The organism is Rhizobium sp. NZLR1 (assembly GCF_017357385.1).
Classification (GTDB): domain Bacteria; phylum Pseudomonadota; class Alphaproteobacteria; order Rhizobiales; family Rhizobiaceae; genus Rhizobium.
The window spans coordinates 517,087-530,669 of sequence record NZ_CP071632.1 but is presented as its reverse complement, the minus strand read 5'-3'; the positions used below and the strand labels follow the sequence as shown (position 1 = coordinate 530,669).

General features: G+C 62.9%; 12 protein-coding genes. 10 read left to right on the top strand and 2 right to left on the bottom strand.

Going from position 1 to position 13,583, the window contains the following annotated elements; genetic code table 11:
* Window positions 1-60 precede the first annotated feature (60 nt).
* From J3O30_RS02665 to J3O30_RS02655, 3 genes are all read left to right on the top strand, one after another.
* The gene (locus J3O30_RS02665) at window positions 61-1,614 is read left to right on the top strand and encodes a sugar ABC transporter ATP-binding protein (RefSeq protein WP_207582761.1); all 1,554 of its coding nucleotides are present in this window, start codon (window positions 61-63) and stop codon (window positions 1,612-1,614) included.
* 121 nt (window positions 1,615-1,735) lie between these two features.
* The gene (locus tag J3O30_RS02660; RefSeq protein WP_207582760.1) at window positions 1,736-2,710 is read left to right on the top strand and encodes an ABC transporter permease; all 975 of its coding nucleotides are present in this window, start codon (window positions 1,736-1,738) and stop codon (window positions 2,708-2,710) included.
* 63 nt (window positions 2,711-2,773) lie between these two features.
* Complete coding sequence (locus J3O30_RS02655) at window positions 2,774-3,793, top strand: zinc-binding alcohol dehydrogenase family protein (protein WP_207582759.1); 1,020 nt, start codon at window positions 2,774-2,776, stop codon at window positions 3,791-3,793.
* Window positions 3,794-4,089: 296 nt separating this feature from the next.
* Here J3O30_RS02655 and J3O30_RS02650 read toward each other — a convergent pair whose 3' ends face one another.
* Both J3O30_RS02650 and J3O30_RS02645 read right to left on the bottom strand, forming a co-directional pair.
* Entirely contained in the window at window positions 4,090-4,815 is a 726-nt protein-coding gene (locus J3O30_RS02650) for a copper homeostasis protein CutC (RefSeq protein ID WP_207582758.1), read from the bottom strand.
* Window positions 4,812-6,062, bottom strand: a complete 1,251-nt coding sequence (locus J3O30_RS02645) for a LysR family transcriptional regulator (RefSeq protein WP_207582757.1) — start codon at window positions 6,060-6,062, stop codon at window positions 4,812-4,814. The genes J3O30_RS02650 and J3O30_RS02645 overlap by 4 nt, the downstream gene beginning before the upstream one ends.
* A 50-nt stretch (window positions 6,063-6,112) precedes the next feature.
* Between J3O30_RS02645 and J3O30_RS02640 the strand changes: the two genes are divergently transcribed.
* The 7 genes from J3O30_RS02640 to J3O30_RS02610 all read left to right on the top strand — a co-directional run bounded on the left by J3O30_RS02640 (window position 6,113) and on the right by J3O30_RS02610 (window position 13,439).
* A complete protein-coding gene (locus J3O30_RS02640) occupies window positions 6,113-6,298 on the top strand; it encodes an acetyltransferase (RefSeq protein ID WP_246762712.1) in 186 nt (61 codons plus the stop codon).
* Window positions 6,299-6,505: 207 nt separating this feature from the next.
* Window positions 6,506-7,414 carry an ABC transporter substrate-binding protein gene (locus J3O30_RS02635; RefSeq protein ID WP_007633609.1) on the top strand — a complete coding sequence of 303 codons (909 nt, stop codon included), beginning with the start codon at window positions 6,506-6,508 and terminating at the stop codon, window positions 7,412-7,414.
* Between the two features lie 87 nt (window positions 7,415-7,501).
* Entirely contained in the window at window positions 7,502-8,668 is a 1,167-nt protein-coding gene (locus J3O30_RS02630) for an ABC transporter permease (protein ID WP_207582755.1), read from the top strand.
* Entirely contained in the window at window positions 8,665-9,609 is a 945-nt protein-coding gene (locus tag J3O30_RS02625; RefSeq protein ID WP_207582754.1) for an ABC transporter ATP-binding protein, read from the top strand. The genes J3O30_RS02630 and J3O30_RS02625 overlap by 4 nt, the downstream gene beginning before the upstream one ends.
* Window positions 9,606-10,355 carry an ABC transporter permease gene (locus tag J3O30_RS02620; RefSeq protein WP_207582753.1) on the top strand — a complete coding sequence of 250 codons (750 nt, stop codon included), beginning with the start codon at window positions 9,606-9,608 and terminating at the stop codon, window positions 10,353-10,355. The genes J3O30_RS02625 and J3O30_RS02620 overlap by 4 nt, the downstream gene beginning before the upstream one ends.
* Before the next feature lie 147 nt (window positions 10,356-10,502).
* Window positions 10,503-10,898 carry a VOC family protein gene (locus tag J3O30_RS02615; RefSeq protein ID WP_207582752.1) on the top strand — a complete coding sequence of 132 codons (396 nt, stop codon included), beginning with the start codon at window positions 10,503-10,505 and terminating at the stop codon, window positions 10,896-10,898.
* A gap of 87 nt (window positions 10,899-10,985) precedes the next feature.
* The gene (locus J3O30_RS02610; protein WP_207582751.1) at window positions 10,986-13,439 is read left to right on the top strand and encodes a glycoside hydrolase family 2 protein; all 2,454 of its coding nucleotides are present in this window, start codon (window positions 10,986-10,988) and stop codon (window positions 13,437-13,439) included.
* The last annotated feature ends 144 nt before the right edge of the window (window positions 13,440-13,583 follow it).

Below are 13,583 nucleotides of genomic sequence, written 5' to 3'. Positions count from 1 at the left end.
GGGGCCATGCTATGGTTACCAGGGGATGGAGAGCAGACGTGACACAAGGAGGAGAGGTCCATGATCGGACTGGAAGAGGTCAGTCATCGCCACGATGACAGCGCCACGCTGAAAGAAGCCAATCGAATTCCCGCCGGATCGCCTATCCTCGAACTCAAGGGCCTGCAGAAGAATTACGGTCATGTGCAGGCGCTGAAGCCGGCGACGCTGACCTTTCTTGCCGGTGAAATCCACGCCATCGTCGGCGAAAACGGCGCCGGCAAATCCACCCTGATCAAATTGCTGACCGGCGTCATTACCCGTACGGCCGGCGAAGTGCTGTGGTGCGGCCAGCCTGTGGGCCTGTCGACGCCAAACGAGGCAATCGCCCGCGGCATCAACGCCGTGCACCAGGAAGTCGTGCTCTGCCGGCACCTGACGGTCGCCGCCAACCTTTTCCTCGGTGACGAAGTCAACCGCTACGGCCTGATGCGCAAGAAGCAGATGCAGAAGTTGGCGCAGGCCGTGCTCGACGATCTCGGCTTCGGCCTGCCGGCCGGCGCGCTGCTCAGCTCGCTGACGATCGGCCAGCAGCAGCTGGTCGCGACGGCGCGCGCCGCCATGCGCGGCACGCAGTTTCTGATCTTCGACGAACCCACAGCCTATCTGACGCGCCAGGAATCGGCGCAGCTGTTCAAGCTGATCCGCCGCCTGCAGGGCGAAGGCGTCACCATCGTCTATATCAGCCATCGCATGGAGGAAGTCTTCGAGCTTGCCGACCGTGTCTCGGTGCTGCGCGACGGCACGCATGTCGGCACGCGGCTGATCGGAGAGACCAACGATGCCGAACTGATCGCGCTGATGATCAACCGCTCGATCGAGCAGATCTACCACAAGGAAGAGATCGCCATCGGCGAGACGATCCTTGCCGTCAACGGCCTTTCCGGCCCGGGCTTCGAAGACGTGTCGCTCAGCGTCAAGGCCGGGCAGATCGTCGGGCTCTACGGCCTGATCGGCGCCGGGCGCAGCGAATTCGCGCTCGGCCTTTATGGCCGCCAGCCGACAACGGCAGGCGATATCCAGTGGATGGGCAAACGGGTCGACATCCGCAACGAACGCACGGCGATGGAACTCGGCATTGCGCTGGCGCCGGAAAGCCGGCGCGACCAGGGGCTTTGCCTCAACCTGCCGATCGGCCTCAATATCAACCTGCCGGTGTTCGGGCGCCTCAGCCACGGGCCTGTCATCAACCACACGCGCGAATCGGCCAATGCCGACAAGCAGATCCGCGATCTCAGCATCAAGACGCCAAGCCGGCGTGTTCCGGCCTCCAGCATGTCGGGTGGCAACCAGCAGAAGATCGTCATCGGCAAGTGGCTGAGCCACGGCGCCCGGCTGTTCATCTTCGACGAGCCGACCGTCGGCGTCGACGTCGGCACCAAGGCGGAAATCTACCGGCTCTTCGCCAAGCTTCTGAAGGAGGGCGCGGGCATCATCCTGATCTCCTCCTACCTGCCCGAGGTCTACGAACTGGCCGACCGGCTGCATGTCTTCCGCGGCGGCAAAATCGTCGCGAGCCATGATTACCACGCGGCGACGCATGAAGAAGTGCTCAGCGAAGCGATCGGCGTCTGAGCACAAGCAGTTCCAGCAAAACTGCGTTGCGGTTTTGCGTCCGGAAATTGCGTCAGAACAAAGAGATAGGGCATTTCCGTGGTTTGAAGAAAACGGAAATGCTCTAAGAGGGAGAAAATTCATGACTGCCACCCCCACCGAAATCGTCGCGCCGCCGCCGCGCCGGAAAATGAACATCCTGTTCGGCCTGACGCTGATCGGGCTCTTGATCTTCCTCTGGATCGTGCTCGGCGTTGTTACCCCGAGCTTCTGGACGCCGCTCAACATTTCGAACCTGCTGCGTCAGGGGGCGATGACGGCGATCCTGGCACTCGGCCAGACCTTCGTCATCATCACCGCCGGCATCGATCTTTCGGTCGGCGCCATCGTCGGTTTCTGTACCGTCATCATTGCCTGGCTGCTGCAGGCGGGCGTGCCGGTCTGGGGTGCGATCGTGCTGACGCTGCTCATCGGCATGGCGATCGGGGCCTTCCATGGCTTCGGCATCGTCCATATGGGCCTGCCGCCGTTCATCATCACGCTGGCCACGCTGACGTCGCTGCGCGGCATCGGCCTGTTGATCACCAACGGCTCGACGATCAACATCACCAATGAGAATTTCAGCAATTTCGCCCGCGCCGACCTGTTCAGCATACCGAGCCTGTTCTGGATGGTCATCCTGGTGGCGGTGCCCTCCTTCATCTTCCTGCATCTGAGCCGCTGGGGCCGCTATCTCTTCGCGGTCGGCTCGAATGCGGAAGCTGCCCGCCTCTCCGGCGTCAACGTCAAGGGCATGATCTACCTCGCCTATATCCTCTCGGCTTCGTTTGCCGCCTTCGTCGGCGTGCTGCTTGCCTCGCGCATCGCGATCGGCAATGCGACGCAGGCCGATGGCTGGGAATTGCAGGCGATCGCCTCCTCCGTCATCGGCGGCACCAGCCTGTTCGGCGCGGTCGGCTCGGTACACGGCCCGCTGATCGGCGCCTTCATCCTCGCCACCATCAACAACGGCGCCAACCTTCTGAACGTCAACTCCTTCTGGCAGCGCATCATCACCGGTCTCCTGATCATCGTGATCGTCTTCTTCGACCAACTGCGCCGCCGCCGGAGCAATTGAGCGGCCAAGAGAAACCGGTCGAACAGGCCGGCTTCGTCAACTCCCAAGAATGCGAGACCCGTCATGAAAGCAGTTGTTTGCCGGGAGCCCGGCGTGCTCGAGATCGTCGAGCGTCCTTTGCCTGCGGCACCGGCGCCTGGCTGGGTGCGCCTGGCGGTCAGCCATGTCGGCATCTGCGGCACCGACTATCATATCTTCGAGGGCAAACATCCTTTCCTCGAATATCCCCGCGTGATGGGGCATGAGGTCTCGGCGACGGTGCTGGAAGCAGGCGAAGGCGTTGACATGGCTGTGGGAACACCCGTCATCGTCAATCCCTATCTGTCCTGCGGTCAATGTGTCGCCTGCCGCCAGGGCAAGCCGAATTGCTGCACCAATATCAAGGTGCTCGGCGTCCATACGGACGGAGCTTTCTGCGAGGAGATCTCGGTTCCGGCGGGCAACCTCTATGCCGCCAAGGGACTGAGCCTCGAGGCGGCCGCAACCGTCGAGTTTCTGGCGATCGGCGCCCATGCGGTGCGCCGCTCGATGACCGGCGCCGGCGCGCGAGCGCTCGTCATCGGCGCCGGGCCGATCGGGCTCGGGGCAGCGATCTTCTCACGCATTGCCGGCCATGAAGTGACGTTGCTCGACACCAGCGCTGAGCGGCTGCAGATGGCCTCGGAGCGCTTCGGCTTCACCTCCGGCATCGTCGCCAACGAGGCGACAATGGATGCCGTGCGCGAAACAACCAATGGCGACGGTTTCGACGTGGTCTTCGACGCCACCGGTTACGGCCCTTCGATGGAAAAAGCCTTCTCCTTCGTCGCCCATGGCGGCGCATTGGTGCTGGTCAGCGTCGTCAAAGACGATATCCGCTTTTCCGACCCGGAATTCCACAAACGCGAAATGATGGTGATCGGCAGCCGCAACGCCACGCGCGCCGATTTCGAACATGTGGCCGATTCGATCGCCAAAGGCCTCGTGCCCGTCGACAAACTCATCACCCACCGCACAACGCTCGCCGACACGCCCCGCGACCTCGCCCGCTGGGCGCATGAGAAGAACGGGCTGATCAAGGCGGTGATCAAGGTTGGTAGTTAGAGTACGACGCGTAACATGCACGCGGAGTGCTGGGCGTGGATGCTCGGGTCAAGCCCGAGCATGACGGAGGGTGGGAGACAGCGACCAGCAAGAGGCGGGCGGTTTGCGTAGGAACTACGCAGCACAAATGGGGGCAATTCCAACAAACTCACCACGCATTTGCGATACTTGCCGCATAGGCTCCCCCACTCTCCGTCTTCCTCGGGCTTGACCCGAGGATCCATGGCCGCGGGCACCGTCCTCGCGTCAGAGTATCCAGCAAAGCGCGAAGCGGACTTCCGTCGGCATCGATTGCGCTAAGCCTCTGCCGCAATCGCCCTGCACATCTCCCTGACCACCGCAGCATCCGTCCGGTTCGCGCTTTTCGCCTCGAAACCAAAGGCGACCGCACGGGGGTCGGCGCTTTCCATAGGTGAGTTGCAGGAACCGTGGACCTCGCGGGCGCCGGTTGCCTGCAATATCTGGCCGACATTGGCGGGGCGGATGCCACTGCCGGGCATGATGGATATGCGGCCGGATGCCGTGGTCGAAAGGCGTTTCAGGGTTTCGATTCCGTCGGCCGCCTTCAGCGCGCAGCCGGAGGTCAGGATGCGTTCGCAGCCGAGCTCGACGGCCTGTTCCAGCGCATAGTCGGCATCCGGCACCAGATCGAAAGCCCGATGCAGCGTCGAACCGAGGCCTGAGGCATGCGCCTTTAGGCGGTGGATCAGCGGCATGTCGAGCGTGCCGTCCGGCCGATTGGCGCCGATGACGACGCCGGCAAGACCTGCGGCGCGCACGGCATCGATATCGAGCATCATCGCTTCCTCATCTCTCCTGTCGAAGATGAACGGACCGGCATGCGGGCGGATCATCGCATAGACAGGAATGGGCGCCCTGGCGGCGATCTGCATCAGGCTCGGCAGCGGCGTCAGGCCGCCGAGCTCCAGCGCCGAACAAAGCTCGATGCGGCCGGCGCCACCCTCGATGGCGGCGGCGAGGCCGTCAGCGCTATCCACACACACTTCCAGCAGGACGGTCACGCTACGCTCTCCCTGGCTTTGTCGCGCACCATGGCCTGCGCGACAGTTTCAGACGTAATTCGCGCCGCCGCCTCGATGATGACGGCGCAGGCATCGGCGGCGGCTTTGCGATGGTTGAAGGCGACGTGATAGGACATCGCCAGATGCTCGTCGAGATCGACGATGCGCACCTTGTCGGCGATCGGCATGGCGCTGATCCGGCCGAGGAAGGAGACGTAGCCGTGATTGGCGACGAGGTCGACGATCACAGGCAGCGAATCCGCGGCGGTGATATCCCGGCTGCGCAAGCGCCGGTTCGGCGCGCGCTCGTCGCTGAAGGCCATGGCCGCGTGGCCGAGACCGGTGCGCGGGCTCGGCATGCAGATCGCGTGGGCGGCGACGAGATCGGCGACGGTGGTTTCGGTGCTTTGCGGCGGCGCGATCACCACCATGTCGGTCTGCAGCAATTCCCGATGGCGGAAGCTTTCAAGGCCGAAGACCGAATCCAGGATCGCCACATCGATGCGGCCGCTCTTCAGCGCCTCGCGCAGATCGTCGGCGGTCATCGAGACCAGCGAGATCGTATTGTTGTTGCGGCGCGCATTCCATTCGGAGACCAGCGAGCCCAGGCAGCGCGCCACCCAGCTTTCCGATCCGGTGGGAATGATCGAGCCGATGCGCAGCGACCGGGCGGCGCGCCGATACCGCTCGTCGGCCGATGATTTCAGATCGTTCCAGGCCTGGCTGATCGTCGTGAAGATCTGATAGGCGCGCCTGCCCTCCTCCGTCAGCACCGAACCCTGCGCCTGCCGCTCGAACAGGCGGTGACCTAAAAATTTCTCAAGATTGGCAAGCTGAAGCGAAAGCTGCGGCTGCCCCAGGCGAAGGCGGCGGGCGGCGCGATTGATGCTGCCCTGGTCGGCCACTTCCAGAAAACGCTCGATGGTGACGACCTTGATGGGAACACGTGATGCCCAGGCATCGGTGACCTCAATGGCGTCGGTGGTCGTAGCGTCATGGCCGGTGAATTGGCCAAGCTCGCCGATCGCAGCGGTGAGCGGCGCCAGGCCTTCCAGCACCCTGCCGCTGGCGATGAGCATTACCAGCTCGCCGGAGGCGCGTTCCGTCAGCTTCATCGCCAGCTCGGTTTCGAGATGATGGATGGCCGCAGACACGGTCGAGGGCGACAGCTGGAAGCGCCGCCCCGTCTCGCGCACCGAACCGGAGGTCAAGACATGGTGAGCGGTGAACAGGGCACCAAGATGCAAACGAGCCACCTCCGGAAAGCGCTGGAAAAACCGGACGATATGATGTGTTCATGAAAAAAGATATCCCTGCTTTCGCAGAGGCGGGCTATCGTTTCCGCATAGAAAAATCCGGGCGGCGGAAATCCGCAACAGAGCACCGGAACATCGCGGAAACACGCAAGGGGACAAAAACAAATCGCGCCGACCCTGGAAAAGGGAATGCGTTTCCGCGCGCGGCGGGACATTCGCCGCCATAATCGTGGCGCGGCCGCAAATACTAAAGGGGGCTTGCATCGATTTTTCAGGCGTGCACGCTATTTCCATCACGCACGCAATTCCGGCATGATGCGATCTCGTCGCGTTGGCCGGCGGACTTCCTGTGCGCAGACCCCCCGCCCGGGGCTTGCGCATCTGCATAATGCAGCAATTCAAAGTGCTAATGGTGTCAACCAAGGGGATATTCCATGCTGAAGAAACTCGCACTCGCCGTCACGCTCTCCGCCTTCGCGGCGGGTGCGGCTCATGCTGCAGATGTCGTCGTCTCGTCGAAGATCGACACCGAAGGCACGCTGCTCGGCAACGTCATTGCGCTCGCGCTCGAAGCCAACGGCATCAAGACACAGGACCGCATCGCGCTTGGCGCCACACCCGTCGTGCGCAAGGCGATCACCGCAGGCGAAATCGACATCTATCCTGAATATACCGGCAATGCCGGCTTCTTCTTCAACAAGGCCGATGACGCCGCCTGGAAAAATATCGACCAGGGTTATGAGCTGGCAAAGAAGCTCGATTACGACGCCAACAAGATCGTCTGGTTGACGCCGTCGCCGGCCAACAACACCTGGGCGCTCGCCGTGCGCAGCGATGTTGCCCAACCGAACAAGCTGAAGAGCCTTACGGACTTCGGCAAATGGGTGGCCGGCGGCGGTGCCGCCAAGCTTGCCGCCTCAGCCGAATTCGTCAATTCGGCCGGCGCGCTTCCCGCCTTCCAGACGACCTACGGCTTCCAGCTGAAGCCTGACCAAATGGTTGTTCTGTCCGGCGGCGACACGGCGGCGACGATCAAGGCGGCCGCCGACCAGACGAACGGCGTCAACACCGCCATGGTCTACGGCACGGATGGCGCGATCGAAGCGGCCGAACTCACCGTTCTCGAAGACGACAAGAACGTGCAGCAGGTCTATGCGCCCACCCCGATCATCCGCGAGGAGGTTCTGAAAGCCAACCCGAAGATCGAGGAAGTGCTCTCGCCGATCTTCAAGAGCCTGACCGCCGACGAGTTGCGCAAGCTCAATGCCAAGATCCAGGTCGACGGCGAGCCGGCAAAGTCCGTCGCTGAAGCCTATCTCAAGGAAAAAGGCTTCCTGAAGTAATCATCACTCGCTCCGCCCGATTGCGGGCGGAGCCTCTCTCTGCTGCTAGGTTTGGCCGGACGGGATTGCTCAGACAGGGTTGATTTGATGGAAGAAACCTCAGCGGTCCGCAGGCTGGACCGGCTCGGCGTGGTTCTGGTGGCCGGTGGCATCGCGGCGACGGCACTGATGCCCTTCATCTACGTCAAGGCGAACCGCATCGCCGCCGGCAAGCCGATGCTGCTGACGCAGCTTCTTCCCCAGCCCTCCGTCGTCATCCTCACCATCCTGCTCGTTCTCACCGCTGTCGCCACGCTGTTGCTGCGCAACGCCCTTGCCCGGCTTGCCATCGCCACACTCTGCCTTGCGGCGCTGATCGTTGCGATCGGCCTCGTCTCGACGGCGGCGACGCCGCCCGGCAGCACGGTGGCGCGGATGACGCCCGGTGGCGGTTTCTGGGCGCTGTTTGCGGTGATCGGGCTCGTCATCTCCGATGCGCTGGCGAAGATCCGGCTGGCGCCGTGGATGCGGGTCGCAGCCCTTGCGGCCTATGCGGCGCTGCTTTTCATCTCGCTTTCCTCCGGCCTGCTCGACAGCCTGTCGATCATGAAGGAATTCTCGACGCGGGCGCCGCAATTCGAGACGGAAGCGATCTCGCATCTGCTACTGGCCTTCGGCTCATTGGCCATCGCCATCATTCTCGGCCTGCCGCTCGGCATCCTGTGCTTCTGGGTGCCGAAGCTGCGGGCCATCGTGCTCCAAGGCCTCAGCTTGATCCAGACGATCCCGAGCCTCGCACTGTTCGGCCTGCTGATGCTGCCGCTCGGCTATCTCGCCACCCATGTACCGCTGGCGGCTGCGATCGGCATTCGCGGCATCGGCACGGCGCCGGCCTTGATCGCGCTGGTGCTCTATTCGCTGCTGCCGATCGTCGCCAACACCGTCGTCGGCCTCGAGGGCGTCGATCCCTCGGTGCGGGATGCTGCGGCCGGCATGGGGCTGACGCAACGGCAGATCCTCACCGGCATCGACATGCCGCTTGCCTTTCCCGTCATCCTCACCGGCATCCGCATCGTGCTGGTGCAGGCAATCGGCATGGTGACGATCGCGGCGCTGATCGGCGGCGGCGGCTTCGGCATCTTCATCTTCCAGGGGCTCGGCCAGACGGCCATGGACCTCGTCCTGCTCGGCGCCGTGCCGACCGTGTTCTTCGCCTTCTCATCGGCCGTCATCCTCGATGCGGTCATCGACAGCATCCGGGGATCCGCCGCATGAGCATGATCGAGATCAGGAACGTCACCAAACGCTATGGCGCGGCCACCGTCGTCGACAATGTCTCGATGCGCGTCGAGAAGGGTGAGATCACCGTCATCGTCGGCACCTCGGGCTCCGGCAAATCGACACTGATGCGGATGATCAACCGGCTGGTGCCGATCACCGCGGGCGAGATTTTCGTCGGCGGGCAGAATGTCATTGACGTCGAGGTGACCGAGCTTCGCCGCAGGATCGGCTATGCCATCCAGGGACACGGCCTGTTTCCACACCGCACCGTGGCGCAGAATATCGCCACGGTGCCGCAGCTTCTCGATTGGGATTCGACCCGGATCGCGGCCCGCGTCGAGGAACTGCTCGGGCTTTTCAACCTCGATCCGGCGAGTTTCGCCGACAAATATCCGCACCAGCTCTCCGGCGGGCAGCAGCAGCGCGTCGGCGTCGCCCGGGCGCTGGCGGCTGAGCCGGAACTGCTGCTGATGGACGAACCGTTCGGGGCGCTCGATCCGGTCATCCGCGGCAAGGCGCAGGACGATCTCCTGGCGATCCAGAAGCAGTTCGGCACCACGGTTATTCTCGTCACCCACGACATGGACGAGGCCTTCCATCTCGGCAATCAGATCGCGGTGATGAGTGAGGGCAGATTGCTGCAATGCTCGACGCCGGAAAAGATCCTCACCGAACCCGCCGATCCCTTCGTTCAGCAATTGACCGGCACCTCCGACCGGGCGCTGAAGCTGATGTCGCTGCTGCCGCTGAAGGAGAGCATGGAACCGGCCAAGAGCGGCCTCGCCTATGCCTTGCCGCAGTCGCTCAGCCTGCGCGACGCGCTGGCCGAAATGATCTGGCAGGGCGTCGACGAGGCTACGGTGCAGGACGGCGAGAAAGCGCCGGTGGGATCGATCTCGATGACGCGGCTTCTCGAACTGGGCCGCAAGGCATGAAACTCATCGTCGCCAATCTCTTCCGCCTGGCGGCGCTGGTATTGCTGCTCATCCTGCTGTTCAGGACGGAATGGCTTTCCTTCCTACTCGTGCCGCTGACCAACAACAATGCGCCCGCCGTCTATACGCAGAACAGCCTCGCCTCGCTGGCCGCCGGCCATCTGCAACTGGTCATCGGATCGATCGCCTGCAGCGCGGTGCTCGCCGTTGTCGGCGGCATCTTCGTCACCCGCGAAAGCGGCGCCGACTTTCTGCCGTTGTCGCGCGCCATCGCCAATGCCGGGCAGACCTTTCCGCCGGTTGCGGTGCTGGCACTCGCGGTTCCCGCCACCGGCTTCGGCGCCATGCCGACGCTGATCGCACTGTTTCTCTACGGCCTGCTGCCGATTTTCGAAAATACCGTCGCCGGCCTGAAGCAGGTGTCGCCGCAGGTTCTCGATGCCGCCGACGGCATGGGCATGAACGGCACCCAGCGGCTGCTCCGCGTCGAGCTGCCCCTCGCCCTGCCGCTGATCCTCGAAGGGCTGAAGGTCGCGACCGTGATCAATATCGGCACGGCGACGATCGGCTCGACGGTTGCGGCAAAGGGCCTCGGCGAGGTGATCATCGCCGGGCTGATTTCCGACAATACCGCCTTCATCCTGCAGGGCGGGCTGATCGTCGGCCTGATGGCGGTGCTGATCTATGACGCCATGGGCATGGTCGAAGGGGCGATCACGCGAAGAATCGGCTTGCGCACGGCGTAAGAGGACGAGTACCAAGACTGCCGTGACTACTGCATAATTCCCTTAAATCGATTCCGATTTAAGGAATTATGCAGTAATTCAAAGTGCTACAGCGTCCTTTGCTCGTCTAAAGAGACGCGCGGCGCTGTAGTGCAGTGGGAGGCAGACTTGGCGAAGATGATCCACTCGATGATCCGTATTCTCGACGAGGCGCGCTCGGTCGAGTTCTACGGCAAGGCATTCGGCCTTTCGGTCGCCGACCGCGTCGATTTCGACACCTTCACGTTGATCTATCTGAGCAATGCCGAGACCGGCTTCGAGCTGGAATTGACGGTCAACAAGGGCCGGACCGCGCCCTACGATCTGGGCAATGGCTATGGCCATCTCGCCATCTCCGTCGAAGAGGTGGCGGTCGAGCGCGAACGGCTGTCGAAACTGAGGCTGAAGCCGGGCGAACTGGTAGAGCTCAACCGTGACGGCAAGCTCTTCGGCCTGTTCTTCTTCATCAGCGATCCGGACGGCTATAAGATCGAGGTGCTGCAGCGCCACGGCCGGTTTCTCTGACAGATCTGACGCCGGCCCCGATCGCGGCGGCACCCTTCCCAAAACACCTCATCCGACAGTTTCGAGCGGCATAATCAGGAGCCATCCATGATCGAGAAGACCACGCTGAATTCCGGCTGGACGCTCTCCTGCAACGATACAGCAAGACCCGGCCTGCCTGATGCCATCGCCGCAACGGTGCCGGGCTGTGTGCATCTCGACCTTCTCGCCAGCCGGCTGATCGCCGATCCCTATATCGACGTCAACGAGATCACCAATGACTGGGTCGGCAAAGCCGACTGGAGCTATCGCTGCCGCTTCGAGGCAACGCCCGACGATGGCAGGGTGCAGGAGCTGGTCTTCGACGGGCTCGATGCGATCGCGACGATCGCGCTCAACGGCGAAGAGATCGGCCGCACATTCAATATGAACCGCACCTTTCGTTTCGATGTTTCGAGATTGCTGAAGGTTGGCCAGAACGACCTCAGCGTTACCTTTCGTTCCGCCTATGCCTATGGCGCGGAGATGGAGAAACATTACGGCTACCGTCCCAACAATTATCCGGGACCGGGCAATCTGATGCGCAAGATGGCCTGCAATTTCGGCTGGGACTGGGGGCCGACGCTGGTGACGGCGGGCCTCTGGAAACCCGTGCGGCTGGAAAGCTGGGATCGGGCGCGGCTTGCCGAGGCACGGGTGTCGGCCACGCTTGCCGGCGGCGACGGACTGGTCAAGATCCATGCCAGGATCGCGCGGCATGGCGATAAGGCGGGCTGCAAGCTTGTCGCCGCAATCGGCGGCATGACTAAGACGGTTACGATCGACCCTGGGGAAGACGAGGTCGTCTTCGAGCTTGTCCTTCCCTCGCCAAAACTCTGGTGGCCGCATCATCTCGGCGCGCAGCCGCTCTATCCCCTGACGCTTGAGCTCGTCGACGATGCCAGCAGCGACCTGCTCGACAGCCATCAACGTGAACTTGGTTTCCGCTCTTTGCGGCTCGACACCTCGGCCGACGCGCACGGCTCGGCCTTCACCTTCGTCATCAACGACGTGCCGCTGTTCATCGCGGGCGCGAACTGGATTCCCGACGATTGTTTTCCCTCCCGGGTGACGGCCGAGCGGTATGCTGCTGGAATCGACGAGGCGAAGGCCGCCAATATCCATATGCTGCGCGTCTGGGGCGGGGGCATTTTCGAGCGCGATGAATTCTACGAAGCCTGCGACCGCATGGGCATGCTGGTCTGGCAGGATTTCCTCTTTGCCTGCGCCGCCTATCCGGAGGAGGAGCCGCTGAGAAGCGAGGTCGAGGCTGAAGTGCGCGACAATGTCGTGCGGTTGATGCCGCATGCCTCACTGATTCTCTGGAACGGCAATAACGAGAACATCTGGGGCTTCGACGAATGGGGCTGGCGGCCGATCATCAAGGCGGGCGAAAGCTGGGGGCTCGGCTATTATCTCGACCTGCTGCCGAGGCTTTGCGCCGAACTCGATCCCGAGCGGCCCTATTATCCCGGCAGCCCCTATTCCGGCTCGATGGAGATCGAACCCAATGCCGACGGCCATGGCTGCAAACATATCTGGGACGTGTGGAACGATGTCGGCTACGAGGTCTACCGCAACTATATCCCGCGCTTCTGCTCCGAATTCGGCTGGCAGGCGCCGGCTGCCTGGGCGACGATCGAAGAGAGCGTGCATGACGCACCGCTGACGCCGCAATCGAACGGCGTCTTTCACCATCAGAAGGCCACCCAAGGCAATGACAAGCTGATCCGCGGCCTCGCCGGTCACCTGCCGGAGCCGCAGACCATGGACGACTGGCACTTCGCCACCCAGCTCAACCAGGCCCGCGCCATCCGCTTCGGCGTCGAGCACATGCGGTCTCACCGCGATATCTGCAAGGGCGCGGTGGTCTGGCAGTTCAACGACTGCTGGCCGGTGACGTCATGGGCGGCGCTGGATTCAGCCGGCCGCCGCAAGCCGCTCTGGTATGCGCTGAAGGCCGCCTATGATCCACGCCTGCTGACGATCCAGCCGCGTGGCGACGGGCTGGCGGCGGTGGCGGTCAATGAGCGCACATTGTTCTGGCGGGCGAAGATCAGTGGCAAACGCCTGAGGCTCGACGGCACGGTGCTTGCCGAATTCGAATTCTGGCGGCTGCTCTGCGACCGTTTCGAGGCCAAGGAATTTCCGCTGCCCGAAGATATCGTCAGGCCCAACGTACCGAAGGACGAGGTCATCGTCGTCGAGATGCTCGACAGGCGGGCTTTTCACTATTTCGTCGAGGATATCGCGCTTGCCCTGCCGGCGCCGCGGCTGAGCGTCGGTGTCAGCGCGATCGATGGCGGCTTTGCGGTTGCGGTAACGGCTGAGAGTTTCCTGAAGGATCTCTGCCTGATGGCGGATCGGCTGGACCCGGATGCCGTCGTCGATTCGATGCTGGTAACGCTGCTGCCGGGCGAGAGCCATGTGTTTGCGGTGAAGACGGCGAAGGTGATCGTCGCTGAAGACATTACGATCGGGATAGTGTTGCGGTCGGCCAATGATCTTGTTGCGGGGGAGTAAAACGCAGCCCCTCATCCGCCTGCCGGCACCGACCGGGGTCGAGCCACGGGTCTCGACCCGTCCTTCGGACCCACGCTTGCGGGGCGAAGGGGATATGCCGCAGCCTCTCCGTCCCTCGTCAACGTCCACCGACAACAGCACGCC